24 protein-coding genes and 3 tRNA genes are annotated in these 24349 nt (G+C 64.2%); 15 read left to right on the forward strand and 12 right to left on the reverse strand.

The features are described from left to right. Positions 1-13: 13 nt before the first annotated feature. Positions 14-187: a DUF1328 domain-containing protein gene (locus J2X38_RS12320; protein ID WP_037514818.1), complete on the reverse strand. Its 174-nt coding sequence runs from the start codon at positions 185-187 to the stop codon at positions 14-16. Between the two features lie 238 nt (positions 188-425). Between J2X38_RS12320 and J2X38_RS12325 the strand changes: the two genes are divergently transcribed. After that, positions 426-929, forward strand: a complete 504-nt coding sequence (locus J2X38_RS12325) for an FKBP-type peptidyl-prolyl cis-trans isomerase (RefSeq protein ID WP_310254440.1) — start codon at positions 426-428, stop codon at positions 927-929. On the opposite strand, the gene J2X38_RS12330 is transcribed toward J2X38_RS12325, so the two are convergent. From J2X38_RS12330 to J2X38_RS12340, 3 genes are all read right to left on the reverse strand, one after another. After that, positions 842-1591 carry a hypothetical protein gene (locus tag J2X38_RS12330; RefSeq protein WP_310254442.1) on the reverse strand — a complete coding sequence of 250 codons (750 nt, stop codon included), beginning with the start codon at positions 1589-1591 and terminating at the stop codon, positions 842-844. The genes J2X38_RS12325 and J2X38_RS12330 overlap by 88 nt on opposite strands. Positions 1592-1679: 88 nt before the next feature. Then, positions 1680-1979: a hypothetical protein gene (locus J2X38_RS12335; RefSeq protein ID WP_037514816.1), complete on the reverse strand. Its 300-nt coding sequence runs from the start codon at positions 1977-1979 to the stop codon at positions 1680-1682. A gap of 204 nt (positions 1980-2183) precedes the next feature. Continuing rightward, a tRNA-Gly gene (locus J2X38_RS12340) sits at positions 2184-2257 on the reverse strand. Positions 2258-2358: 101 nt separating this feature from the next. Here J2X38_RS12340 and dinB point away from each other — a divergent pair. After that, positions 2359-3495, forward strand: coding sequence for a DNA polymerase IV (dinB, locus tag J2X38_RS12345; protein WP_058536299.1), 1137 nt, complete (start codon positions 2359-2361; stop codon positions 3493-3495). A gap of 177 nt (positions 3496-3672) precedes the next feature. Beyond that, a complete protein-coding gene (locus J2X38_RS12350) occupies positions 3673-5526 on the forward strand; it encodes a hypothetical protein (RefSeq protein ID WP_310254446.1) in 1854 nt (617 codons plus the stop codon). A gap of 25 nt (positions 5527-5551) precedes the next feature. Here J2X38_RS12350 and J2X38_RS12355 read toward each other — a convergent pair whose 3' ends face one another. Then, entirely contained in the window at positions 5552-7147 is a 1596-nt protein-coding gene (locus tag J2X38_RS12355; RefSeq protein ID WP_310254448.1) for a peptide chain release factor 3, read from the reverse strand. 77 nt (positions 7148-7224) lie between these two features. Between J2X38_RS12355 and J2X38_RS12360 the strand changes: the two genes are divergently transcribed. Both J2X38_RS12360 and J2X38_RS12365 read left to right on the forward strand, forming a co-directional pair. After that, entirely contained in the window at positions 7225-7863 is a 639-nt protein-coding gene (locus J2X38_RS12360; RefSeq protein ID WP_310254450.1) for a hypothetical protein, read from the forward strand. 285 nt (positions 7864-8148) lie between these two features. Beyond that, positions 8149-8952: an enoyl-CoA hydratase-related protein gene (locus J2X38_RS12365; protein WP_310254452.1), complete on the forward strand. Its 804-nt coding sequence runs from the start codon at positions 8149-8151 to the stop codon at positions 8950-8952. A gap of 87 nt (positions 8953-9039) precedes the next feature. Here the strand turns inward: J2X38_RS12365 and J2X38_RS12370 are convergent, their stop codons facing one another. The 3 genes from J2X38_RS12370 to J2X38_RS12380 are packed head-to-tail and all read right to left on the reverse strand — an operon-like array spanning position 9040 to position 10936. Then, a complete protein-coding gene (locus tag J2X38_RS12370; RefSeq protein ID WP_310254454.1) occupies positions 9040-9642 on the reverse strand; it encodes an HD domain-containing protein in 603 nt (200 codons plus the stop codon). Positions 9643-9675: 33 nt separating this feature from the next. Then, the gene (locus J2X38_RS12375) at positions 9676-10392 is read right to left on the reverse strand and encodes a hypothetical protein (RefSeq protein ID WP_310254457.1); all 717 of its coding nucleotides are present in this window, start codon (positions 10390-10392) and stop codon (positions 9676-9678) included. Beyond that, positions 10376-10936, reverse strand: coding sequence for a hypothetical protein (locus tag J2X38_RS12380; protein WP_231732554.1), 561 nt, complete (start codon positions 10934-10936; stop codon positions 10376-10378). Before J2X38_RS12380 ends, J2X38_RS12375 begins: the two co-directional genes overlap by 17 nt. A gap of 149 nt (positions 10937-11085) precedes the next feature. Here J2X38_RS12380 and J2X38_RS12385 point away from each other — a divergent pair, with 149 nt between their 5' ends. Beyond that, positions 11086-11532, forward strand: a complete 447-nt coding sequence (locus J2X38_RS12385; protein ID WP_056369487.1) for an Rrf2 family transcriptional regulator — start codon at positions 11086-11088, stop codon at positions 11530-11532. A gap of 54 nt (positions 11533-11586) precedes the next feature. On the opposite strand, the gene J2X38_RS12390 is transcribed toward J2X38_RS12385, so the two are convergent. After that, positions 11587-11662, reverse strand: a tRNA-Ala gene (locus J2X38_RS12390). 131 nt (positions 11663-11793) lie between these two features. Next, positions 11794-12117: a TIGR02300 family protein gene (locus tag J2X38_RS12395; RefSeq protein WP_056370418.1), complete on the reverse strand. Its 324-nt coding sequence runs from the start codon at positions 12115-12117 to the stop codon at positions 11794-11796. Positions 12118-12241: 124 nt separating this feature from the next. On the opposite strand from J2X38_RS12395, the gene aroA reads away from it, so the two are divergent. The 4 genes from aroA to J2X38_RS12415 all read left to right on the forward strand — a co-directional run bounded on the left by aroA (position 12242) and on the right by J2X38_RS12415 (position 16667). Then, positions 12242-13570, forward strand: coding sequence for a 3-phosphoshikimate 1-carboxyvinyltransferase (gene aroA / locus J2X38_RS12400; RefSeq protein ID WP_310254463.1), 1329 nt, complete (start codon positions 12242-12244; stop codon positions 13568-13570). After that, positions 13567-14196 carry a d(CMP) kinase gene (locus J2X38_RS12405; protein WP_310254465.1) on the forward strand — a complete coding sequence of 210 codons (630 nt, stop codon included), beginning with the start codon at positions 13567-13569 and terminating at the stop codon, positions 14194-14196. Before aroA ends, J2X38_RS12405 begins: the two co-directional genes overlap by 4 nt. Before the next feature lie 276 nt (positions 14197-14472). Then, complete coding sequence (gene rpsA, locus J2X38_RS12410; protein WP_058536263.1) at positions 14473-16185, forward strand: 30S ribosomal protein S1; 1713 nt, start codon at positions 14473-14475, stop codon at positions 16183-16185. 203 nt (positions 16186-16388) lie between these two features. Then, positions 16389-16667: an integration host factor subunit beta gene (locus J2X38_RS12415; RefSeq protein WP_058536262.1), complete on the forward strand. Its 279-nt coding sequence runs from the start codon at positions 16389-16391 to the stop codon at positions 16665-16667. A gap of 164 nt (positions 16668-16831) precedes the next feature. On the opposite strand, the gene J2X38_RS12420 is transcribed toward J2X38_RS12415, so the two are convergent. Then, a complete protein-coding gene (locus J2X38_RS12420) occupies positions 16832-17599 on the reverse strand; it encodes an ABC transporter permease (RefSeq protein WP_058536261.1) in 768 nt (255 codons plus the stop codon). Beyond that, entirely contained in the window at positions 17596-18543 is a 948-nt protein-coding gene (locus tag J2X38_RS12425) for an ABC transporter ATP-binding protein (protein WP_310254469.1), read from the reverse strand. Before J2X38_RS12425 ends, J2X38_RS12420 begins: the two co-directional genes overlap by 4 nt. A 90-nt stretch (positions 18544-18633) precedes the next feature. On the opposite strand from J2X38_RS12425, the gene J2X38_RS12430 reads away from it, so the two are divergent. From J2X38_RS12430 to J2X38_RS12450, 5 genes are all read left to right on the forward strand, one after another. After that, positions 18634-18719, forward strand: a tRNA-Leu gene (locus tag J2X38_RS12430). Positions 18720-18737: 18 nt separating this feature from the next. Continuing rightward, positions 18738-20108, forward strand: a complete 1371-nt coding sequence (locus tag J2X38_RS12435; RefSeq protein WP_310254471.1) for a serine aminopeptidase domain-containing protein — start codon at positions 18738-18740, stop codon at positions 20106-20108. A 61-nt stretch (positions 20109-20169) separates the two neighbouring features. Then, complete coding sequence (locus J2X38_RS12440; RefSeq protein ID WP_310254473.1) at positions 20170-21687, forward strand: ABC transporter substrate-binding protein; 1518 nt, start codon at positions 20170-20172, stop codon at positions 21685-21687. A 42-nt stretch (positions 21688-21729) separates the two neighbouring features. Beyond that, positions 21730-22155: a DUF4112 domain-containing protein gene (locus tag J2X38_RS12445; protein WP_310254475.1), complete on the forward strand. Its 426-nt coding sequence runs from the start codon at positions 21730-21732 to the stop codon at positions 22153-22155. A gap of 75 nt (positions 22156-22230) precedes the next feature. After that, positions 22231-24342, forward strand: coding sequence for a prolyl oligopeptidase family serine peptidase (locus J2X38_RS12450; RefSeq protein WP_310254477.1), 2112 nt, complete (start codon positions 22231-22233; stop codon positions 24340-24342). Positions 24343-24349 lie beyond the last annotated feature (7 nt).

Genomic DNA, 24349 nt, shown 5'->3' on the forward strand with positions numbered 1-24349 from the left:
GCGCTCGATTTTTTTACGTGATCTTTCGCGCCGCGGCCGATCCGAGGATCAGGAACAGGACAACGAGCGCAAGGCCGACGAAGAACAGGATCTTGGCGATCCCCGCCGCGGTGCCTGCAACGCCGCCAAAGCCGAGCACCGCCGCGACCAGCGCGATCACTGCAAAGATCAAAGCCCATTTGAACATCCGACGTCTCCTTCGATTGCAGAGCAGGACACACGGCACCGGTTTCGAAAGCCCGCGAAACGGGTTTTCGAAAGACGAAACGGCCGGTGGCCGCGTATCAAGTCTCTGATTGATGTGTACGAAGGTGAAACGACGGATGCCGATGAAGGTTCCTGCCGCTCCCGCACCTTCCGACCGATAGGCTCTTGCCTATTCGGCCCGCGGTGCGTTTATGCGTGCAACGATCGAGGGAGTTTTCATGCACATATCGTCTTTGAACCGGCTGCTCGCGGCGGCCGCATTGGGCAGCTGCATTCCGGCGTCCGCCACCGCCCAGCAGGGCGAAACGCCGTCCACCGAGGGCACCGCCTATCTCAACAAGCAGATGGCGGCACTCGCCGAGCGTCATGGCGCCGACGGCTGGCGCGTGACGCCCAGCGGACTGCGCTGGCGCCGGATCGCGGGCGATGGCAGCGGCGCGCACCCCGGCCCGGCCGATAACGTCACCGTTCATTATGTCGGCACCTTTGCCGACGGCCGCGAATTCGACAGCTCGGTGCGGCGCGGCGAACCGACGAGCTTTCCATTGAATCGTGTCATCGACGGTTGGCAGGAAGGCGTGCAGTTGATAGGCGTCGGCGACAAGGTCGAATTCGCGATCCCCTGGCAGCTCGCCTATGGCCCCGTCGGCAAGGGTCCGATCCCCGGCGGCGCGACCTTGCTGTTCACGGTCGAGCTGCTCGGCGTCGAGCCGGCCGGATAATCTTTCGGGGCGCCGGGGCGGGGCTGGACGTGCAGGCGCGGAAAGACCGCCTCGAGCGGCTTGGTGTCGGGCAGTACATAGACATATCCGCCCTTCTTCTGGAAAAGCGGGCGAACGCTCTTGTTGTAGAGCGCCAGCGGGACGTTGATGCATCCGAATGTAATGCGGTTGTCGTCGATGCCGGGCGACAACATCCGCTGGCGGCGGCGTTCCTTCTGGCTGCCCTTTGGGATCGGGTGGAGCGCCACCGACGTGGCATAATCGACCCAGAGCACCCTCTGCCGCCCCGCCGCCATCCCGAATTTCGCCAGGAAGCGCCCGGCAGGCGTGGTTCGCTCGGCGGGGCCAATCTCGGCAAGATCCTTCGATCCGATCCCGGGGGTGGCCTCGTCGCCGAGCGCAACGCCGATCAGGACCGGTGCCCGGCCGAGGAATTTCCCCTTCGCATCGAACAGGAACAGCGACGCCGCGGGCTTGTCGATGATGATGTACGGCAAGCCGCCATTGTCGCCGGACGCGGCAACCCAATCGGCGACCCGCGTCGCCGCCTCCGAGCGAATTGCAGCATCCGCGGTTTCGGCCTCGCTGGCCGGCTCCGCCGATCCTGCGGACACCGGAACGGTCAGCGCGAATCCCGCAAGCGCCACAAAGGTTTTGATCATAGGTCGATGCACTCAAATAGTGGGCGCCGTCGCCCGCGGGCGACGACGCCGATAATCACGGTCGATCAGCTTTTGACGCCATATGGCGTCAATTGCGCGGCCGCTTCTGCTGCGCCTGCATGCGCTGTTCGATGCCGTCGACGCGGCCGCTCAGCTGATCGAGGCGCTGGCCATTATTCTGTGCCTGCCCCGATGCGGCCTGCGCTTCGGTCAATGCCTGCTTCGCGGTGGCGTCGGTCGCTTGCAATTGCGCTTCGAGCGCATCGACGCGCTGGCTCACAACGGCGACCTGTTCGCGCACGAAGCCTTTGGTCGCACAGCCGCCCAAACCCAGGGAGCCGGCCAAAATAACCACCACGGGTGCCAATTTTTTCAGAGACGGGGACATAGGAATTCTCCTGATCGTTAAAGCCCCCCACCCGGCCGGTCCAAGCCGAGCGACGCCGCGCAAACAACGCGATTCTGTCCGGCTGTGCATCGGTTCAGGCAGATGGATAACGCCGGCATGTTGCGGCGGGTTCCGGGGCCCGACCGGCGCGAACGGCGGCCAGCCGAAGCCGGGATTTATCGCGTCATCGATGCAGGATTTTGGTGGAGCGGGTAACGGGAATCGAACCCGCCTAGCTAGCTTGGAAGGCTAGAGCATTACCACTATGCTATACCCGCATTCCCAAGGTCGGCGGCGATTGCCATTTTGCCACCTTTGCGTCAAGCGGTTCGTCAAGCGCGCCATTGAGAACATCATGGCAACATGTTAAAGATGCGCCGTGCAAGACGGCGACGATCATGGCCCCGATAACGGCGCGGACACCCCCGTCCGCAAGATCATCCATGTCGATATGGATGCCTTTTACGCCTCGGTCGAACAGCGCGACGATCCCGCGCTGCGTGGGCTACCCGTCGCGGTTGGGGGTTCGTCGCGGCGCGGGGTCGTCGCCGCCGCCAGCTATGAAGCGCGCAAGTTCGGCGTGCGCTCGGCAATGCCCAGCATCACCGCAAAGCGCCAGTGCCCCGGCCTGATCTTCGTGCCCCCGCGCTTCGAGGTCTATCGCGACATCTCGCACCAGATTCGCGCGATCTTCCGCGACTATGCCGACGAGGTCGAACCGCTGTCGCTCGACGAAGCCTATCTCGACGTCAGCGCCGACAAGGCCGGGCTCGGCAGCGCGACCGCGACGGCAAAACTGATCCGCCAGCGCATCCGCGCCGAAACCGGCCTCACCGCCTCGGCCGGCGTGTCCTATAATAAATTCATCGCCAAGCTCGCCTCGGACCAGAACAAACCCGACGGCATCACGATCATCCCGCCCGGCAAGGGCGCCGCCTTCGTCCAGACGCTGTCGATCCGCCGCTTCCACGGCATCGGCCCGGTGACCGCGGCGAAGATGGAGGGGCTCGGCGTCTTTTCGGGCGCCGACCTCGCGGAAAAAGACCCGATGTGGCTCGCGACACATTTCGGCAACAGCGCCGAATGGCTCTATAATCTCGCGCGCGGGATCGATCATCGGCGCGTCAAGTCGAACCGGCCGCTGAAATCGCTCGGCGGCGAACGGACCTTCTTCAACGACCTGATCACCGACACCGAAATCCGCGAGGCGCTCGCGCATGTCTGCACCGTCGTTTGGGACCGCGCGGCCAAGAAGGGCGCGCGCGGCCGCACGGTGACGCTCAAGCTGCGCTACGCCGATTTCCGCACGATCACGCGGGCGAAGTCTGTCGCCGCGCCGATCCTCGACGGCAATTCGCTGCTCGCCGCGGGCGAAGCGATATTGGCGCCTCTGCTCCCCACCGAACAAGGAATCCGCCTGCTCGGCGTCACGCTGAGCAAGTTCGAAGGCGAGGAGGATGACGAGGAGGACGCCGCCGCCGCGACGACAATCGATCTTTTGAGTCTGCTCGGATAATAGTTACCACGCGCTCTCACCTTGATCCGGCCAAATTGGTTGGTGATCGCTTTGACAAGAGCAGATTTAGCCGGCTAGACCATATCCATTAGTGGAATGACTGTGGGGGCAGTTATGTGGCACAAGCAAGGATCTAGATTCCATCGGCGGACAAACCAATATCCGCACCGGCGATGGTTGCTCGCCGCGATCGGCCCCATAATATTGTTTCCAGGCACGGCGTCCGCCGCAGCCCCTCTTCCGCCAGCGGCGGCCGACTTTTTCCAAGAAATGAAAAAGAAGCTTTGGCCGGATCAGAACGATGTGGCCATCCCTCGTAAAAAGAAGAGCATAAACGCTGGATATTACAGGCTTATCATTCACAAGAAGCCTTCGATCGACGATATCCAGAATTGCAACAGCATCTTCGAGAAGCTTCCGGACTATAAGTTTCTGCACACGCTGTTCGAGACGAAATACGAGGCCGGGATGGCCGCCATCTTGCCGCTCGGAAAATCCGAAGACGGTCAGGAAATGACCGCGGAGGTCAATCTTTTCCACTGGAAGCGATCGGGCAAGAAAGCATGCCGCTTCGAAATTTCCTATTTCGACCAAGCGAACGACCGATATGCCGGTCCCTGGATCGCTATCGATCACCGCACGCCGCAGGCAATCGCAGCCGAGATTAAATTTCGGCCCTGGGTGGTCGTTTCCGAAAATGAAGAGCGAAAGGCCGCCTTCTGGACCGGCATATCAGCCTTCGCCAACCTGCTCGGTCCGGTCGGCAATCTGTTCTTCGGCGACACGCAAAGCGATAAATACTCTATCCGCTCGCAAACCGAACTGAGCCTGTTCGGAAATAGCAAACCGGTTCTTACCGGCGCCACAGCGGCCGGGGACCCTTACACATTCTCGCGGCCGCTTGTGGTCAAGCCGGCTGATTCCGACATTGCGACCAGCTTCCTTCCCAAGAAATTTCCCTGGTCGTGGTCCGCGCCGGGCGGGAATGCGGCACCCCAATATGCCAGTTTCGAATTTAGCTTGGAATATCAAGGCAGCCTGCTGTCGGGCAACCGCGAATATCCAAATCTGTCGGACGCCGACGATCTTGCATCCATATTGGATGCCACGATTCCAGCGGGAATGAAGGAAGACGCCGGAAAAAGTTGGAAACAACTGGGCGGTGCATTCAAGAATCTGGCTGAGCAGAGCAATAACGCAGGGAATGCAGCGGGTTTCGACGCCGCATGCGCACCGGCATTCATCCAGTTGACGAACATGGGCGTCTCTTCGGACGATGCACGCATCATCCTGTTTGCCCATGCCCGCAATTCGGCGGTCGCCGCCGACATAGCCAACATCAAATGCCTGACGACCCGCGAAGCCATCGATACGCTCGAACGCTTTTCGATACCCTTCGACCTCTATCAGCCGATCAAGGACAAAGCCCCGTTGATGACAGCCGCGGGCGACAGCCAGCAGTTCGTGATCGGAGCGAACAAGACCGCCCTGCCGGCATATGTCGCCGGCGGCGTCACCATATATGACATGGACAATATTCTGAAGGCAAAGCTGGGTGACGCCGTTATCGGAAACAAGGGCACTGTCGCCACCCGTGCGCAATTTGCCGGCCTGATGAGCGGCATTCCCGCCCTGTCGGTGGCGCGCTGCCGGGCCGTGACGCTCGCCGGCGGGAACGCCGATTTTGCCTTTCCCGACACGCCCGCCGGCGACACTCCCGTCGACGGGGTCGCAGTCCACCTTGGTTTGATGAACGAGGGTCGTGTCATCGTGATCGCGCTTGGATTTGCCGGGCAACTGATTGCGCCGGGCCAAGCTAACCCGAAACCCGTGCTGAGCCATTTCTGGATCGGTCCGCCCGCCGAGGTCGGCGCGACCAATTGGGAGAAAATCCGTACCAAATTGGCGGCACTGAAAAATGGCGACGGCTGTGACCGCCCCAATTTCCAGACGATCGTCAATCCGCCGGTTCCGGTTCAGGTTCCGGCGAGTAATGCCGTGGTCGAAACGCCCGTGGCAACACCCGGCTGAATGGACGCCCGCTTCGATCCCGGCGTCAATCGGCCGGAGCGAAGCGCCGTTCTTTGGTCGCCGTAAACCGGATCGACGGATGGCGCTGGGTCACATAGCCGACCTCCCACGCATCCTTCGCCATGAACACCGGCGCACCGTCGCGATCGGTGGCGCTGGCGCCGCGATGGTCGGCCTGGAACGCCTTCAGCGCCGCGGCGTCGTCGCTCGCGATCCAGCGTGCGGTGTCCCACGGCGACTGCTCGAGCTTCGCCTCGACCTTATATTCGGCGTCGAGGCGGCTGATCAGCACTTCGAGCTGCAACTGGCCGACGACGCCGACGATCATGTTCGACCCGATTTCGGGGTAGAAGACCTGGATGATCCCCTCCTCGGCCATGTCGTCGAGCGCTTTCCTGAGCTGCTTGGTCTTCGTCGGATCGACGAGCGCGACGCGGCGCAGCAGTTCGGGGGCGAAGTTCGGCAGTCCGGTGATCGTGATGTCGGTGCGCTCCGACAGCGTATCGCCGACGCGCAGCGTGCCATGGTTCGGAATGCCGATGATGTCGCCGGGGAACGCTTCCTCCGCCATCTCGCGGTCCTGCGCGAGGAACAGCATCGGGCGGCTGATCGCGATCGCCTTGCCCGTCCCGCCCTGCATCAGCCGCATCCCGCGTTCGAACTTGCCCGAGCACAGGCGCATGAAGGCGATGCGGTCGCGGTGCGCGGGGTTCATGTTCGCCTGCACCTTGAACACAAAGCCGGTCACCGCATCGTCGCCCGGCTGCACCGGCGCAGGCTCGGCCGGCTGCGGCTGCGGCCCCGGCGCGTGGTTCGCGAGCGCCGAAAGCAGGTCGCCGATGCCGAATTCTTTCAGCGCCGACCCAAAATAGACCGGGGTCAGGTCGCCATTGCGGTAAGCGGCGGCGTCGAACGGCGCATAGCAGGCCGAGGCCAGTTCGGTTTCTTCCTTGAGGTGCGCCAGCCCGCGCTCTGAAAGCTCCGCCGCGAGCGCGGGGTCGTCGAGCCCGGCGACCTTCGCGCGGTGGCCTTCATACATGCGCGACGCATCGCCGCCCGGCCGCATGATCGCGGGATCGGCGAGGTCGTAGATCCCCTCGAACTGTCCGCCCATACCCGCGGGCCAGTTCATCGGGCAGACGTCGAGCGCGAGCCGGTCGGCGACCTCGTCGAGCAGTTCGAACGGCGGCAGGCCCTCGCGGTCGACCTTGTTGATGAAGGTGATGATCGGCACCGAACGCAGGCGGCACACTTCGAACAGCTTCAGCGTCTGCGGCTCGATGCCCTTCGCGGCGTCGATCACCATCACCGCGCTGTCGACGGCCGTGAGGGTGCGATAGGTATCCTCGCTGAAATCCTCGTGCCCCGGCGTGTCGAGCAGGTTGAAGACGAGCCCCGCATGTTCGAAGGTCATCACCGACGAGGTCACCGAAATCCCGCGCTGTTGCTCGATCTTCATCCAGTCGGAGCGCGCGCGCCGCGCCTGCCCGCGCGCCTTGACCTCGCCCGCGATATGGATCGCGCCGCCCGCGACGAGCAATTTCTCGGTCAGCGTCGTCTTACCCGCGTCGGGATGCGAGATGATGGCGAAGGTACGGCGGTCGGGGTGCTTCTGGGACATGGCGCGGGCGCCTAGCAGGTGGCGCGACATGTGGAAAGGGGCTGGCGTCGGCGCCCCGGCGGACGCATGATCGGGTCATGCGAACCCTGCTCCTCGCCGCCGCCCTGGTCGCCGCCCCCGCAGGGGCGCAGGATTCACCCTGGGTGGGCGAATATAGCCTTGCCGAAGGCCCCGACGTCGGCGGCGGACTCCTGATCCGCAACGACGGCCGCTTCCAATATATGCTCGCCGCGGGCGCGCTCGACGAGCGCGCCGAGGGGCGCTGGGAAGCGCGCGGCGCCACGATCTGCCTCACCACCGACCCGAAACCCATACCCCCCACCATGGAGAAGGGCGCGTTGATCGAGGTGGAGGGCGCCGTCCCCACCCTGCTCGTCACCTGGCCCAACGGCAAGGGCGTCCCTGGCGTCGATTTCACGATCGGCTTCGATAGCGGCGACCCCGCCGAAGACTATACCCAGGTTTATGGCTGGACGATGCCCGAGGACGACAGGCGCATCCCGCGCTGGATCGAGGTGCGCGAACCGATCTACGGCATCACCGCGCCGCGCTTCATTCTCGCCGAAGCCGATGGCGGCAAGTTGCACGTCATCATCAAGCCCAACGATATCGGCGTCGTGAATTTCGAGGGCGCCTGCGCCGAAAAGACCGAACGCGGCCTCACCCTCCACCGCGCCGAGGGCGATATGCGGTTTCGGCGTCTGGGCGGCGAGTAGCCGTATCGCTCAAGTGACCGCTTTGAGGGTGGAGAGTTGCCGTTGCTCGATTTTCTTTCGTCATCCCGGACTTGATCCGGGATCCCGCTTTTTTGACGGACGGACTGGCTTCGACCTCAAGCGGGACCCCGGATCAAGTCCGGGGTGACGATGATCGATAGGACAGCTTCCGGTCGAAACCGGCCAACCCGACCTGAGCACCCTTCCCCCTTGCACTCGCCCGCCAAATGAGTCACACCTTTACGTGAACGTAAAGGTAAAGCACCCGCGAGAGGATAATTCCCCATGACCCTTCCGACCTTCGACACGATCAAGCTCGAACTCGCCGACCATGTCGCGACGATCACGCTCAACCGCCCCGACCGGCTGAATTCGATGCCGCCCGCGATGGCGGACGATATTCGCGAAGCGCTCGATCATCTGCCGGGCCTCGGCGCGCGCGCGTTGCTGATCACCGGCGAAGGCCGCGGTTTCTGTTCGGGCGCCGACCTCGCGGGCGATCGTTCGGGTGGCGGTGCGGTCAGCGGCGGGGCGCGGAGCCGCAACGCGCTGCGCGGGCATTACAACCCGATGCTGCTCGCGCTCGCCAATCTCGACATCCCCGTCGTCGTCGCGGTCAACGGCCCCGCGGCGGGCGTCGGGTGCAGCTTCGCGCTGTCGGGCGACTTCACCATCGCGGGCAAGAGCGCCTATTTTCTGCAGGCCTTCGTCAACATCGGCCTCGTCCCCGACGGCGGCTCGTCGTGGTTGCTGCCGCGCCTCGTCGGCGTGCCGCGCGCGTTGCAGATGATGATGCTGGGCGAGAAGATTTCGGCCGATCAGGCGGCCGACTGGGGCATGATCTATAAGAGCGTGGAGGATGCCGACCTCTTGGCCGAGGCCAAGGCGCTGGCAACGCGCCTCGCCAACGGCCCAACGATCGCGCTCGGCACGATGCGCAAGATCCTGCGCGACGGCATGTCACAGGATTATTCGACCACGCTCGACGCCGAAGCCAAGGGCCAGTTCATCGCGGGCGGCACCGCCGACGCGATGGAAGGCATCATGGCTTTCCAGCAGAAGCGCAAGACCGAGTTCAAGGGGAAGTAAGCGACCGTCGCCCCAGCGGAAGCTGGGGCCGCTATCGTTCATCCTGGACGCGAGCGATCCCAGCTTTCGCTGGGATGACGACCCAAACTACTCCGCGGCTTCCTCGACCATCACCTTCTTGTAGATGCTCGTGCGCGGATAGGAGCAGAGGCGCATCACCATCGGTTCGAAAAATTCGAGCGGCTCGCTGGGATAATCGGGATCGAACGCCGGCGCGTCATATTTCTCGCAGAATTCGGCGCAGGCGGCATAATGCGGGCTGTCGCGGAACTGGTCGCGCATGTCGCGGTCGAGCCCGAGATAGTGGAAGAAATAATGGCCCTGGAACACGCCATGATGCTGGACGATCCAGAGGTTCTCCTCTGACAAGAAGGGCTTGAGGATCGCCGCCGCGACGTCGGGGTGGTTGAACGCCCCGAGCGTGTCGCCGATGTCGTGGAGCAGCGCCATCACGACATATTCCTCATCACGCCCATCGCGGTGCGCGCGCGTCGCGGTCTGCAGGCAATGTTCGAGCCGGTCGACCGGAAAGCCGCCATAATCGCCGCCGAGCAGCTTCAGATGGTCGAGGATGCGCTTGCCATTGTTCGGCGCGAACTCTTTCTGCTCGCGCGCGATAATGTCCCAATCTTCCTGCGTTCCGTCGATCATCGACCGGAAAGTGGCGTGATCGTGCGTCATCTCGTTCATGGCAGCCTCTCCTATTTTGAGAAACAGCCTATCCTATTCGTTGTTATTTGCAACGTTATAGGTCTTCACCTCGGCCTGCGTCAGGCAGCGGCGCGTCGACTTGTCGTCGGCGTTCGCCAGCGCTTTCTGCTGATACATGACCTCGGTCAGCAGCTTGCGCGACACCCCCATGCGGATCAGGAAATCATTGTCCTCGCTCGCGAGCAAAGCGGCGTCCTGTTCGATGTCGCCGATCAGCTCTTTCGTCGCGTCGGTCCCCATCGCGACGCTCATGTCGATCGCGCTGCGGTCGCCGGTGCGCGTGAACATATGGACGATGAACAGCCCGCCGGGGTCGATCACGCGCGGCTGGCCGCCCATGAAGATGAAATTGCACGCGCTGAAACAGGCCCAGCCCGCCGGGATGCGTGTCGTGAGGCCAAAGTTCGAGCGAATGATCCGCCCCGCGGCATTGCCCGCGCGCGCGTCGCCGCCGGGCGAGCGCAGCCAGACTTCGCTGACGTCGGGATTGGCGGCAAGCGCCGCCTTCAGCCGATCGGGCAGCCCCGCATCGATCCGCCCCTCGGCGAGCAGCACCTTGCCATTCTTCTTGGCAACGGGGGTCAGCTTCATCGTCGGGTTCGCCGACCAGTCGGGGGTCAGCGGGCAGGTCGGGTTCGCGGGGTCGATCGCCGGCTTGGCAGCGCCGGTCAGGCACGCGATCAGGCCCGCCGCCGCCGCGACGCGAAACGCTTTACGCCGCGAGGACATAGCGCGCCTGGCCGGGGCCCTTGCACATCCGTTTCGACACGCGCGTTTCCTCACCCTCGACAATCACGATATCGGTGACGCTCATGCACTGCGAGCCGTCGGCTAGCTCATTCTTTGCCGCGATGGTCGACGATCCGCTGACATTCTGACGCGTCTCGCTCGTCCAGTTCGCGGTCGCGCCGACCTCTTCGCCGCGCGTCACCTCCTCGGTCGCCGCCGCCGCCTGCACCTGTTCGGCGGGATCGAGGCGGCAGGCGATGGCGTCGGTGAGCGTCCCGCTGACCTCCGAAATCGGAACATAACTATAGACACCGGCCTTGCTCGCCGCGCTGCCGATCGCCTCGTTGAGCACACCGCCCAAAATGCTCCGGCCCGCACTGCTGCCCTTCTTGCCCTTGGGACAGCCGCCATTGCCCTCTTCGCTCGGTTTCGGCGCGGGCGTCGTCACCTTGCGAAGCAGGCTTCCGAACTGCGCCTGAGCCGGGGTGACGGCCAGCAAGCAGGCTGCCAACACCGCGGGAGTCGCGAATATTTTCCGCATCATTTGATCCACCTCCGCCGCGCCCGAAACCGGGCTATCCAGCGACCCTCTTATTGACGGTTCATGCCACCCGCTGTGATTTTCATCAACTCTGCAACTTATGTCATCCAGACAGGTTGAATTAAGGCTGAATATGTCACAGTAACGCCGCCATGCTCTCGCAAAAAACCCGCTATACGATCCGCGCGTTCCAGCACCTTGCCGACCATTGGGGCAAGGGGCAGGTGCAGCTTGCGGATATTGCGGAGGCGCAGAATATCCCGCCCAAATTCCTGACCGTGATCCTGTCCGAAATGGCGCGCGAGGGGTTGCTCATCTCGCAGCGCGGGCGCGACGGCGGCTATCAGCTCGCGCTGCCCCCGATCGACATCAGCTATGGCGATCTCGTCCGCCTGACGCGCGGCTCGCTCGCGCTCGTCCCGTGCGCCGCGCGCAACGCGCACGAACATTGCAAGAATTGCCTGCCCGAATCCGAATGCCGGCTGCGCAGCCTGATGTTGAAAGTCCGCGATGACACCGCGTCGATCCTCGATCGCATCACACTCGCCGATCCGATCGCGCTGGAACCCGTGTTCGAGAAGGACGAGGCGGCCGAATAGCCACCGATCAGCTGCGCAACAAAAAAGGCCCGCTTTCGCGGGCCTTTTTTGTAATGGTGGAGCCTAGCGGGATCGAACCGCTGACCTCCTGCATGCCATGCAGGCGCTCTCCCAGCTGAGCTAAGGCCCCGTACCATTCTGGATCGCCCCGGCCAATATTCTTGGCTGCTGCGATCGGGAGGCCGCCTTTACCAGTGCAGGCGACCGATGCAAGGGGCCAAATGCATCATCCGATGCTTTTTTGGCCCCCCGCGAAAATTATCAGGTTTCGACGTCGTCGTCGTCCGCGGTCGCGACGCCCAGATCGTCGTCGCCGCCCAGGTCGACATCATTGTCCGGCGAATCGCTGTCTTCGTCGACATCGACGTCCAGATCCAGATCCTCGTCGACGCCTTCTTCCTTGACGACCTTGCCGGGCTTCTCGATCTGTTCAAACGGCATCGGCTGCTTCGACTTCAGCACCGATTCCGGAATCCAGTTGTAACCGCAATTGATGCAGTTGATCGGGTCGTCCTTGGTCAAATCATAGAATCGGGTTGCGCATTTCGGGCAGCTACGCTTCGTGCCCCATTCAGCCTTGATCATATATGCCTCGTAACCCTTTGGAACAGGATAAAAATATCGGAAGAGCGACGGAAGTTGAATAGCTATCCGTCAAATCGGCGTGCGCCTTGCCAGATTGCAAGGCCGCTGTCAAAAGCCGCACGCCATGACCGATCAAACCGCCACGCCGCGCAGCTTTTCCGCTTCCGTTCCGCTCAAAGGTAGGATCGCGATTCCGGGGGACAAGAGCATCTCGCACCGCTCGCTGATGCTCTCCGCGCTTGCCGTCGGGGAAAGCCGTGTCACCGGTCTGCTCGAAGGGCATGACGTGCTCGCCACCGCCGCCGCGATGCGCGCGATGGGCGCGACGATCGAACGCCAGGACGACGGCGAATGGCGCATTTACGGCGTCGGCGTCGGCGGGCTGCTGCAGCCGCAGGGAGCGCTCGACATGGGCAACAGCGGCACCTCGACACGCCTGCTCATGGGCCTCGTCGCAAGCCACCCGATCACCACGACCTTCGTCGGCGATGCCAGCCTGTCGGGCCGCCCGATGGGCCGCGTCATCGATCCGCTGTCGCAGATGGGCGCCGACATCAGCGCCTCGCCGGGGGGCCGCCTGCCGCTGATGGTGCGCGGCCTCGCGCCCGCCATCCCCCTCGCCTATCGCTTGCCGATGGCCTCAGCGCAGGTGAAGAGCGCGGTCCTGCTCGCAGGTCTCAACACGCCGGGCATTACCGAAGTGATCGAGCCCGTCCCGACCCGCGACCATAGCGAACGCATGCTCAAGGGTTTCGGTGCCGACCTGACCGTCGAATTGGGCGCCGACGGCACCCGCCATATTCGCATCCGCGGCGAGGCCGAGCTGAAGCCGCAGACGATCACCGTCCCCGGCGACCCTTCGTCGGCCGCCTTCTTCATCGTCGCCGCGCTCCTCGTTCCGGGGTCGGACGTCACCATCGCCAATGTCGGCCTCAATCCGACCCGCGCCGGTCTGGTCGAGGTGCTGCAACAGATGGGCGGCAACATCGAGCTACTCGATGCGCGCGAGGTGGGCGGCGAACCCGTCGCCGACCTCCGCGTCCGCCACAGCGCGCTCAAGGGCATCGCCGTCGACCCCGCCATCGTGCCGAGCATGGTCGACGAGTTCCCGATCCTCTTCATCGCCGCCGCGCTCGCCGAGGGCCGCACCGTCACGACCGGACTCGATGAGCTGCGCGTCAAGGAGAGCGACCGCATCGCGGTGATGGCCACCGGCCTCCAGGCGATCGGCGCCCGCGTCGAAGAAACCGAAGACGGCCTGATCATCGACGGCACCGGCGGCGACCCGCTTCCCGGCGGCGCGACGATCGCCGGCCACCTCGACCACCGCATCTGCATGAGCTTCGCCGTCGCCGGCCTCGTCGGCAAGGCGCCGGTGACGATCGACGACATCGCCCCCGTCGCGACCAGCTTCCCCAATTTCGAGGAACTGCTCGCGGGCTTGCAGCAATGATCATCGCGGTCGACGGCCCCACCGCGTCGGGCAAGGGCACGGTCGCCAAGGGGCTGGCCGCGCATTTCGGCCTGCCCGTGCTCGACACCGGCCTGCTCTATCGCGCGGTCGGTTACCAGACGCAGCTCAACCATGGCGACGCCGACAATGCCGCCGATGCGCTCGCCGCGTGCAGCTTCCCGGGCAGCCTGCTGGACGATCCGGCGCTGCGCTATGAAACCACCGGCGGGCTCGCCAGCCGCGTGTCGATCCATCCCGCCGTGCGTCAGGCGCTGTTCCAGCGCCAGGTCGATTTCGCCAACCAGCCGGGCGGCGCCGTGCTCGACGGGCGCGACATCGGCACCGTCATCGCGCCGCACGCCGATGCCAAGCTGTTCGTCACCGCCAGCCCCGAGGAACGCGCACGCCGCCGTCACGCCGAGATGCTCGCGCGCGGCGTCGACGTCGGTTTCGATGCTGTGCTCGCCGACGTTCACGCCCGCGATGCGCGCGACACCGGCCGCGCCAACGCCCCGCTCCTCCGGGCGGAAGACGCCATGCTGCTCGACAACACGGGCATGGCCAAGGACGCCGCACTCGCCGCCGCGATCGCGTTCGTCGAAGAGCGCCGCAAGCGCCGCGCCTGACCGGCCTTTCGACCTTGCCTTGACAGGCTTTGCGGACTATATGCGCGCCGTCCGACGGGCTTTTTGGCAGGTCGAGGCATGGTCAAACCGCCGCTCGAAACCGAGCGTCGGGCGTGACGGGATGCACCCGTCGCGCCCATTTTGCTTTGCCCATGGCTTGCTCGCCAACGGTTCGAAGGATGCTGTGTCCTGCATCCGGCAGGCATGGCAGATCGGCCATTAAGACCAGCGGAACCAACCGCTTGGCCGGAACAAATGAAGTAAGGAAACACACATATGGCCACTACGGCTTTCCCGACGCGCGACGATTTCGCCGCGATGCTCGATGAATCGCTTGGTGGTGCCGACGGCGGCTTTGAAGGCCGCGTCGTCAAGGGCACCGTGACCGCGATTGAAAACGACCTGGCAGTGATCGACATCGGCCTGAAGAGCGAAGGCCGCGTGCCGCTTCGCGAATTCGCGATGCCGGGCCAGAAGGCCGACATCAATGTCGGTGACGAAGTCGAAGTCTATGTCGACCGCGTCGAAAACGCCAATGGCGAAACCATGCTGTCGCGCGACCGCGCTCGCCGCGAAGCCGCCTGGGACCGCCTGGAAGAAGAATTCAACAAGGAAGCCCGCGTCGAAGGCGTCATCTTCGGCCGCGTCAAGGGCGGCTTCACCGTCGACCTCGGCGGCGCCGTGGCGTTCCTTCCGGGTTCGCAGGTCGACATCCGCCCCGTGCGCGACGTCGGCCCGCTCATGGACCTGCCGCAGCCCTTCCAGATCCTCAAGATGGATCGCCGCCGCGGCAACATCGTCGTGTCGCGCCGCGCCATCCTCGAAGAAACGCGCGCCGAACAGCGCTCGGGCCTGATCCAGAACCTGGAAGAAGGTCAGATCATCGAAGGCGCCGTCAAGAACATCACCGATTATGGTGCGTTCGTCGACCTCGGCGGCATCGACGGCCTGCTGCATGTCACCGACATGAGCTACAAGCGCGTCAACCACCCGAGCGAAGTCATCAACATCGGTGACAATGTCCGCGTCCAGATCATCCGCATCAACCGCGACACGCAGCGCATCAGCCTCGGCATGAAGCAGCTCGAAAGCGATCCGTGGGAAGGCGTCGCCGCCAAATACCCCGTCGGTGCGAAGCTGTCGGGCACGGTCACGAACATCACCGACTATGGTGCGTTCGTCGAACTCGAAGCCGGCATCGAAGGTCTGGTCCACGTCAGCGAAATGTCGTGGGTCAAGAAGAACGTCCACCCCGGCAAGATCGTTTCGACGAGCCAGGAAGTCGACGTCATCGTCCTCGAAGTCGACAGCGACAAGCGCCGCATCTCGCTGGGTCTCAAGCAGGCCCAGTCGAACCCCTGGGGCGCGTTCGCCGAAACCCACCCGGTGGGCTCGGTCGTCGAAGGCGAAGTCAAGAACGCGACCGAATTCGGTCTGTTCGTCGGCCTGCCGGGCGACGTCGACGGCATGGTTCACATGTCGGACATCGCTTGGGGCATCTCGGGCGAAGAAGCGCTGCACCTCCACCGCAAGGGCGAGGCCGTGCAGGTCGTCGTTCTCGACGTCGACGTCGAGAAGGAACGCATCAGCCTCGGCATCAAGCAGCTTGAAAAGGGTGCTCCGGCCGTTGGCGGCGGTGTCGCCGCTGCCGGTTCGGTGAAGAAGAACGACGTCATCACCGTTACCGTCCTCGAAGTCCGCGACAACGGCCTCGAAGTTCAGGCCGGCGACGATGGCGCGACCGGCTTCATCAAGCGCGCCGACCTCGGCCGCGACCGCGACGAACAGCGCGCCGAACGTTATCAGGTCGGCCAGAAGTTCGATGCGATGGTCATCGGCTTCGACCGTTCGAAAAAGCCGAACTTCTCGGTCAAGGCGATGCAGATCGCCGAAGAGAAGGAAGCCGTCGCGCAGTACGGCTCGTCGGACTCGGGTGCGTCGCTCGGCGACATCCTCGGCGAGGCGCTGAAGGCCGGCAAGAAGGATTAATTTCCTCCTTCCGCCGACAGGCGAAACAAAGGCCCGCAGAGTGTCCCTCTGCGGGCCTTTTCCGTGTCGCGATATATTTTGATCAAACAAGGATTCGTGATACCTTCTCCGCGCGTTGGGAGGGGTCTCACGCACAATGAGCCGGCAACGACCGGGACCCGCTTCGGCGGGGAATGCGTGACTGTATATATTAGGGGAAGCACATGATCCGGTCAGAACTGGTTCAAAAGATCGCGAGCGAAAACAGCGATTTGCGGCTCGAGGAAGTCGAGCGCATCGTCGACACTTTCTTCGATTCCATCGTCGAACAGCTCGCCTCGGGCGGGCGTGTCGAACTGCGTGGCTTCGGCGCCTTCTCCACCCGGTCGCGCGAATCGCGCACCGGCCGCAATCCCCGGACGGGCGCGGCGGTCGATGTGAAGGCGAAAAACGTGCCCTATTTCAAACCGGGCAAGGAAATGCGCGAACGTTTGAACGGCTGAACGCGCCCCCCCGAACAGGATTTCGCGTCCACCATTTTCGACACCCTGAACTTGTTTCAGGGTCCATGGCGTATTCTCTCCTTCAGCGCAGCGCGGAAGGCAGCAATGGATCATGGATGCTGAACAAGTTCAGCATGACGATGTTAGAGAGATCGGTCGCAAAATCAGTTCTTGAGCCGGTATCCGGTGCGGAACATCCAGAAGATGACGCCCAGGCACAGCGCCAGGAACAGCGTCACCGCGCCCATGCTGACTTCGATCCCGACATCGCCCTTGCCGAAAAAGGTCCAGCGGAAGCCGCTGATCAGATAGACGACGGGGTTGAACAGGGTCACCGTCCGCCACGCCGCGGGCAGCATGTCGAGCGAATAGAAAGCCCCGCCCAAAAAGGTCAGCGGATAGATGACGAGCATCGGGATCACCTGCAGCTGCTCGAAGCTCTGCGCCCAGATGCCGATGATGAAGCCGAACAGGCAGAAGGTCACCGCCATCAGGATCATGAACGCCGCCATCAACAGCGGGTGCGCGACCTGCACGTCGACGAACAGGTGCGCGGTCGCGAAAATGATCGACCCGATGACCACCGACTTGGTCGCGGCCGCGCCAACATAGGCGATCACCGTTTCGAGCGGCGACAGCGGCGCCGACAGCATCTCGTAAATCGTCCCCGTCCATTTGGGCATATAGATGCCGAACGAGGCGTTGCTGATGCTTTCGGTGAACATCGTCAGCATCATCAGCCCGGGCACGATGAACGCGCCATAGGGGACGTTGCTGACCTCGGTCATCCGGCTGCCGATCGCCGATCCGAAAACGACGAAATAGAGCGCGGTGGTGATCACCGGCAGCATCAGGCTGGTCCAGAAGGTGCGCCCGAAGCGCGCCATTTCAAAGGCGTAGATCGCGCGGACGCCGCGCCAGTTCGCGGTCATGCGGCTTCTCCCTTTGCGCCGTTCGATTCATGCACCAGCCCGACGAAAATATCCTCGAGCGAGCTTTGCCGCGTGTGCAGGTCCTTGAACTGGACCCCGATGTCGGTCATCCGCCGCAGCAACGAGGGCACGCCGGTCGCCTCGGCCTGGCTGTCGAATTCGTACACGAGCTCGTGCCCATCGCCCGCGAGCGCAAGCTTCCAGTCGGCAAGTTCGGCGGGCACTGCCTCCAGTTGGTCGGCCAGATTGAGCGTCAGCGTCTTGCGCCCCAGCTTCTTGATCAGCGCGTCCTTCTGCTCGACCAGGATCAACCGCCCGCCGGTGATCACCCCGACGCGGTCGGCCATTTCCTCGGCCTCCTCGATATAATGGGTGGTGAGGATGATCGTGACGCCGCGCTCGCGCAGGCCGCGCACCATGTTCCACATGTCGCGGCGCAGCTCGACGTCGACGCCCGCAGTCGGCTCGTCGAGGAAGAGGATCTCGGGCTCGTGGCTGAGCGCCTTGGCGATCATCACGCGGCGCTTCATGCCGCCCGACAATTCCATGATCTTCGAATCGCGCTTGTCCCAGAGCGACAGGTCGCGCAGCAGCTGCTCGATAAACGCGGGGTTGCGCGGCTTGCCGAACAGCCCGCGCGAGAAACTCACCGTCGCCATCACCGTTTCGAACGCATCGGTGTGCAATTCCTGCGGCACCAGCCCGATCATCGTCCGCGCCGCGCGATAGCCCTGCGCATGGTCGTGCCCGCCGACGGTCACCGTCCCCGTAGTCGCGGTCACAATGCCGCAGACGATGCTGATCAGCGTCGTCTTGCCCGCGCCGTTCGGCCCGAGCAGCGCGAAAATCTCGCCCTTGTTGATCGTAAGGTCGACGTCGCTCAACGCCTTGTGACCGCTCTTATAAGTTTTTCCGAGGCCGGAAATTTCGAGAACTGGAGTCATGGCAGGCGGTCTAGCCGAGCCGCCCGGCGACGGGAAGCGGCAAACATCGCTTGACCTCCATGAACCCATCGGCTTGACCCTCCGGATCATGCGGACGTGGCGAAATCGGTAGACGCAGCAGACTTAAAATCTGCCATCCTCTGGGTATGCGGGTTCAAGTCCCGCCGTCCGCACCAGCCTTGCAGGATATCAGAATGCCCGACGCACAATCACCGGCCACCAGCAAGATTCGGCAAGTGTGGCGGGCGGCGATATTCGCTTTGATCGCGCTAGGGCTCGCGGTTCCGGCGGCTGCCGAAGAGGTTGATTGCAAGGTCGGCGCCTATCGCCTGCCCGACGGCGGGACGGTCGACATTGCGACCTCGACCGCAGGCGCGCTCCGCTGGCGCAATCTCGACGGAACAAGCGGGAAACTCGTCCAGACCGGCGATATCTGGGTCAGCAGCACCGGCTGGACCGACCGCCCCGATGGCGTGCAAGTGCGGTTCGGCGATTGCGCTTCGGGTAGGATGCATTTCGGCAACCGCGTCGCAACGCGGATAAAGCTGGAGACGCGTGACACCAGCTTCACCAGCCACGGCACGCGCCTCGTCGGCCGCCTCGTGCTGCCGGCTGGCAACAAGCCCGTCCCGATCGTCGTCCTGCTCCACGGCGCCGAACCCGATTCGGCGCGCGATACCAACGCGCTCCAACGCATGCTCCCCGCCGCGGGCATCGGCGCCTTCGTCTATGACAAGCGCGGCACCGGCGCATCGGGCGACAAATATACCCAGGTCTTTTCATTGCTCGCCGACGACGCGGCCGCCGCGCTCGCCGAGGCGCGTCGCATGGCCGGCCCACGCGGCGCGCGCTTCGGTTTCCAGGGGCCGAGCCAGGGCGGCTGGATCGCGCCGCTCGCGGCAACGCGCACTACGGTCGATTTCCTCATCGTCAGCTTCGGTCTCGCCGTCTCGGTCGCCGACGAGGATCGCGAGGCGATCGCGTTCCAGATGGGTCTCAAAGGCTATGGCCCCGACGTCATCGCCAAGGCGCAGGAAATCAGCGCCGCCGTGACGCGCGTGTTCGAAAGTGTCGTGGCGGGTGGAACAGTCGACGGGCTCGACGAACTGGATTTGGTGCGGGCACGCTATCGAAACGAGCCGTGGTACAAGGACGTCTATGGCAATTATACGCACATCGTCCTCGGCATGACGGCTGAAGAAATAAGGGCGAAAGCACCGGCATACGCCTTCGGCACGCCCATCCACTACGATCCGATGCCGACGCTCCGCGCGGTGACCGTCCCGCAGCTCTGGGCGCTCGGCGGACAGGATATCGACGCACCGGCCGGCGAAACCGCGCGGCGGGTCACCGGGCTCATCGATGCCGGCAAGCCAATCACCCTCGCCGTCTTTCCGAAGGGCGAGCACGGAATGACCGAATTCGAGCCCGCGCCCGACGGCAGCCGGATTTCGACCCGCTACACGCCGGGCTATTTCCAGCTGCTCATCGACTATGCAAAGGGCGGCAAACTCGCGGACGCCTATGGCAACGCCGACATCACACGCCCCACAGCGGCGAATTGAGTTCGCCGATCGCCCGGATGCCCACTTCCGGTTTTGCCCGGCATCATTATGATGGCCGCCGATGCCGCTAAAAACAGACATGTCGACGTTCGGGACGAAAGCACGCCTGCACAGGATCATCGCCGGCCTCGCGATCCTGTCGCTCGCCAGCTGCGGCCTGTTCGGCGAGCGCGGCCCGGTAAGGATCGCCGCGATGGGCTCGCTCAATCGCGCGGCGACTCCGCTCAACGGCGAACTTTCGTCCGCCAACGCGGCGCTGCTTAACGCGACCTCGCAAGGACTCGTCAGCTATGACGGCGAGGGTCAGATCGACACCGGGCTCGCCGATCGCTGGACCGTGACCACCGACGGGCGCAGCTATATTTTCCGCCTGCGCGAAGCCAAATGGACCAACGGGCGCAAGGTCACCGCCGAGGATGTCGCCGCGATCCTGCGCTCCTATCTGGCGCCAGCCAGCCGTCACGTCCTGAAGAATGATTTCCCCGAGATCGAGACGATCAAGGCGATGACCGACACCGTGATCGAAATCCGCCTTTCGGTGCCGCAGCCCGCGATCCTCGAACTGCTCGCGCAGCCCTCGATGGCGATCGTCAACAAGGGCATGGGCTGGGGACCGATGCGCGCGCGCAGGATCGGGCGTGCGGTGCTGCTCTCGCCCGTCCCCGACCCGCTCGCCGAAGACCCCGAGGCCGCCGAAGCCGCCGCGAACGACCCCGCCGCCTCGATAGAGCTGGTCGGCACATCGACCGCGGGCGCGCTCGCGCGATTCAAGAACGGCTATGCCGATGGCGTCATCGGCGGGCGTTTTTCGACCCTGCCCTATTTCGCGGCGTCGAACATCGGCCGTTCGCGCCTGGTCGTCGATCCCGTCCCCGGCCTGTTCGGCCTGTCGTTCGTCCGCGCCGAGGGCTTCCTCGCGATCGACGCCAACCGCGACGCACTCGTCCGCGCGATCCGGCGCGAGCGGCTGATCGAGGCGTTCGGGCTCTCCGAATGGCAGCCGCAGGTCACGCTCCGCCCGTCGCTCTACGCGCGCGACGGCGGCCCCGCGCCGCTCGTCCCCACTTGGGCCGAATATGACGAGGCGTCGCGCCTCGCGCAGGCGAAGCGCGCCGTCGACGCCTGGCGCGCCGCCGGACGCGAGATCGAACCGCTGCGCATCGCCGTCCCCGACACCCCCGGCGGGCGCATCCTTTTCGCCTACGTCTCGGCCGATTTCAAAGCGATCGGGGTGCCGAGCCAGCGCGTCCCGATGGCGTCGGCCGCCGACCTCCGCCTGATCGACGAAATCGCGCCGAACGACGATGCGCTGTGGGCGCTCCGCCGCCTCTCGTGCCGCCGCGACACGCTCTGCAACCGCGAGGCGCAGGAGCTGATCGACCAGGCGACGGCCAATATCGACGCCGGCCAGCGCCGGGTGCAGGTGAGCGAGGCCGAGGCGGTGCTCGCCCGCTATGCCCCCTTCATTCCGCTCGCCACGCCGCTCCGCTGGTCGGTCGCGTCGCAGCGCCTGACCGGGCTGCGTGCCAACGGCCGCGCACAGCACCCATTGAATCATCTGATCGCCTTACCTAACTAATACAGTGGCGCTGCACCTTCGAGCGCTTGTGAAAGGACCCCGATGGCCCCTTCGACGCCGCCCAATCCCGACGCGATCTTCGACGCGCTGATTTCCAATCGGAACGATCCTGCGGCGCTGCGCAAGCGCGTCGAGACGCTGGAGATCCTGCTCGAACGCAGCTTTATCATCCCCGGTATCAACCGCCCGGTCGGCCTCGACGCGATCGTCGGCCTCGTCCCCGTCGTCGGCGACGTCATCGCCGCGACAATGGGCGCCTACCTCATCTGGGAAGCGCGCAACCTCGGCATGCCGAAGTGGAAGATCTGGCGCATGGTCGGCAATCTCGGCGTCGACACCGCGCTCGGCGCAATCCCGCTCGTCGGCGACGCGTTCGACTTCTTCTTCCGCTCGAACACGCGCAACCTTCGGATCATCAAGAGGCATCTCGACAAGCATCACCCGGGCACGATCATCATCGATCAATAGGCGCTGCGCCTCCTTCCCTTGGGGTGTCTAATGCTGCTAGCACAGCGCCTCCACACCCCAGGGGAGACTTTCCGAATGATCCGCGCCAGCCTTGCCGCGCTTGCCCTCAGCTGTTCCATCACCGCCGTCGCGGTAGCCGCGCAGGACGCAAAAGACCCCTACCTCTGGCTTGAGGATATCGAAGGCTCGAAAGCGCTGGGTTGGGTCAAAAAGGAAAATGCGGCAACCGACAAGCTGATCACGAGCCGCCCGGGGTTCGAGGCCGACCGCAAGCGCGCGCGCGAAATCCTCGACGACGACCGGCAGATCGCCGAGCCCGGCGAGGTCATGGGCGAAACCATCACCAATTTCTGGCGCGACGCGAACAATCCGCGTGGAATCTGGCGCCAGAGCCCGCTCGATGCCTATCTCGCGGGCAAGCCCGTCTGGACGACGCTCATCGACGTCGACGCGCTCGGCAAGGCGGAAAAGCAGAGCTGGGTCTGGCACGGCGCCGACTGCCTCGCGCCCGATTACAAACGCTGCCTTGTCTCGCTGAGCCCCGGCGGCACCGACGCCGACATCGTCCGCGAATGGGACCGCACGACCAAAAGCTTCGTGGGCGACGGCTTCACCCTGCCGCAGGCGAAGAGCAGCGTCACGTGGGAAAATGCCGACACCCTGCTCGTCGCGACCGATTATGGCGCGGGCAGCATGACCGCGTCGGGCTATCCGCGCATCGTCAAGCGCTGGAAACGCGGCACGCCGCTAACGTCGGCCGAAACCGTTGCCGAAGGCGAAACCGAGGACGTCGGCATGAACGTCTTCGCCTTCACCGACGGCGACAAGCGCTGGCCGATGATCAGCCGCGGCAAGACCTTCTACACCAGCGACATCAAGCTGCCGAACGCCGACGGGTCGCGCTATATCTCGTCAATCGTCCCCGACACCGCCAGCGTGCGCGATGTCGTCGACGGCCAGCTGATCATCTTCCTCAACAAGGATTGGGCGAATATCCCCGCGGGCTCGCTCGCCTCGCTGTCGCTCGCCGATATGTCGGCCGACCGGCAGGTCCCGATCGTCACCGCGATGACCCCGACGAAGGCGCAGGCGATCGAGAATGTCTCGGCGACCGACAATATCCTGTGGGTGAAGGCGCTCGACGATGTCGAGGGCAAGCTGTTCGCGCTGCGCCGCGACCCGAAGACCGGCCATTGGAGCCAGAAGGAGGTTCCGCTCGCCGCGAACGCCACCGTCACCATCGCCGGCACCGTGGGCAAACGCGACATCGTCCTCGCATCGGCCGAGACGATGCTGATGCCCCCGACGCTCTACGCCGTGTCCGAAGGAAAGGCGCCGCAAGCCGTACAGAGCCTGCCCGCGACCTTCGACGCGAAGGACATGACCGTCGAAAAGCGTTTCGCGACGTCGAAGGACGGCACGAAAATCCCCTATTTCCTCGCGCGCAAGAAGGGCTCGACCGGCCCCGTCCCCGCGCTCGTCCACGCCTATGGCGGCTTCCGCGCCGCGCAGACGCCGGGCTATCTCACCGGCCAGCCGTATCGCGCCGGCCCGCTCGGCCTCTTCTGGGTCGAGGACGGCAACGCCTATGTCCTTGCGGGCATCCGCGGCGGCGGCGAATATGGCCCCGCCTGGCATCAGGCGGCGCTGCGCGAAAAGCGCCAGGCGAGCTTCGACGATCTCCATGCGGTCGCCGAGGATCTGGTGAAGACCGGCGTCAGCGCGAAGGGCAAGATAGCGATCTCGGGCCGTTCGAACGGCGGCGTGCTCGTCGGCGCGGCGATGACGCAGCGCCCCGACCTCTATGGCGCGGTGATCTCGGGCTCGCCGATCAAGGATATGTGGCGGTACGACAAGATGCTCGCGGGTGCCTCATGGGTCGCCGAATATGGCGATCCCGACGTGCCGGAAGACTGGGCGTTCCTGTCGAAATATTCGCCGTATCAGAACATCCGCAAGGGCGTGAAATATCCGCCGATCTTCCTCTATCTTTCGACCAAGGACGACCGCGTCCACCCCGGCCACGCGCGCAAATATGCCGCGCGGCTGATGGAAAACGGCAACCGCGTCTATTATCACGAATATATCGAAGGCGGCCATTCGGTCGGCGCCGATCACGCCGAGGACGCGGTGCGCGCCGCGATGCTCCACGGCTTTCTGACGCGCGAACTGGTCGAGAAGAAATAGCGCCGCC

The sequence above is a fragment of the Sphingopyxis sp. BE235 genome (genome assembly GCF_031457175.1).
Classification (GTDB): Bacteria; Pseudomonadota; Alphaproteobacteria; order Sphingomonadales; family Sphingomonadaceae; genus Sphingopyxis.

Coding starts and splice junctions, on each gene's coding strand:
- J2X38_RS12320 (WP_037514818.1), bottom strand. CDS start 187: ATGTTCAAATGGGCTTTGATCTTTGCAGTGATCGCGCTGGTCGCGGCG.
- J2X38_RS12325 (WP_310254440.1), top strand. CDS start 426: ATGCACATATCGTCTTTGAACCGGCTGCTCGCGGCGGCCGCATTGGGC.
- J2X38_RS12330 (WP_310254442.1), bottom strand. CDS start 1,591: ATGATCAAAACCTTTGTGGCGCTTGCGGGATTCGCGCTGACCGTTCCG.
- J2X38_RS12335 (WP_037514816.1), bottom strand. CDS start 1,979: ATGTCCCCGTCTCTGAAAAAATTGGCACCCGTGGTGGTTATTTTGGCC.
- J2X38_RS12355 (WP_310254448.1), bottom strand. CDS start 7,147: ATGTCCCAGAAGCACCCCGACCGCCGTACCTTCGCCATCATCTCGCAT.
- J2X38_RS12360 (WP_310254450.1), top strand. CDS start 7,225: ATGCGAACCCTGCTCCTCGCCGCCGCCCTGGTCGCCGCCCCCGCAGGG.
- J2X38_RS12365 (WP_310254452.1), top strand. CDS start 8,149: ATGACCCTTCCGACCTTCGACACGATCAAGCTCGAACTCGCCGACCAT.
- J2X38_RS12370 (WP_310254454.1), bottom strand. CDS start 9,642: ATGAACGAGATGACGCACGATCACGCCACTTTCCGGTCGATGATCGAC.
- J2X38_RS12375 (WP_310254457.1), bottom strand. CDS start 10,392: ATGTCCTCGCGGCGTAAAGCGTTTCGCGTCGCGGCGGCGGCGGGCCTG.
- J2X38_RS12380 (WP_231732554.1), bottom strand. CDS start 10,936: ATGATGCGGAAAATATTCGCGACTCCCGCGGTGTTGGCAGCCTGCTTG.
- J2X38_RS12385 (WP_056369487.1), top strand. CDS start 11,086: ATGCTCTCGCAAAAAACCCGCTATACGATCCGCGCGTTCCAGCACCTT.
- J2X38_RS12395 (WP_056370418.1), bottom strand. CDS start 12,117: ATGATCAAGGCTGAATGGGGCACGAAGCGTAGCTGCCCGAAATGCGCA.
- aroA (WP_310254463.1), top strand. CDS start 12,242: ATGACCGATCAAACCGCCACGCCGCGCAGCTTTTCCGCTTCCGTTCCG.
- J2X38_RS12405 (WP_310254465.1), top strand. CDS start 13,567: ATGATCATCGCGGTCGACGGCCCCACCGCGTCGGGCAAGGGCACGGTC.
- rpsA (WP_058536263.1), top strand. CDS start 14,473: ATGGCCACTACGGCTTTCCCGACGCGCGACGATTTCGCCGCGATGCTC.
- J2X38_RS12415 (WP_058536262.1), top strand. CDS start 16,389: ATGATCCGGTCAGAACTGGTTCAAAAGATCGCGAGCGAAAACAGCGAT.
- J2X38_RS12420 (WP_058536261.1), bottom strand. CDS start 17,599: ATGACCGCGAACTGGCGCGGCGTCCGCGCGATCTACGCCTTTGAAATG.
- J2X38_RS12425 (WP_310254469.1), bottom strand. CDS start 18,543: ATGACTCCAGTTCTCGAAATTTCCGGCCTCGGAAAAACTTATAAGAGC.
- J2X38_RS12435 (WP_310254471.1), top strand. CDS start 18,738: ATGCCCGACGCACAATCACCGGCCACCAGCAAGATTCGGCAAGTGTGG.
- J2X38_RS12440 (WP_310254473.1), top strand. CDS start 20,170: ATGCCGCTAAAAACAGACATGTCGACGTTCGGGACGAAAGCACGCCTG.
- J2X38_RS12445 (WP_310254475.1), top strand. CDS start 21,730: ATGGCCCCTTCGACGCCGCCCAATCCCGACGCGATCTTCGACGCGCTG.
- J2X38_RS12450 (WP_310254477.1), top strand. CDS start 22,231: ATGATCCGCGCCAGCCTTGCCGCGCTTGCCCTCAGCTGTTCCATCACC.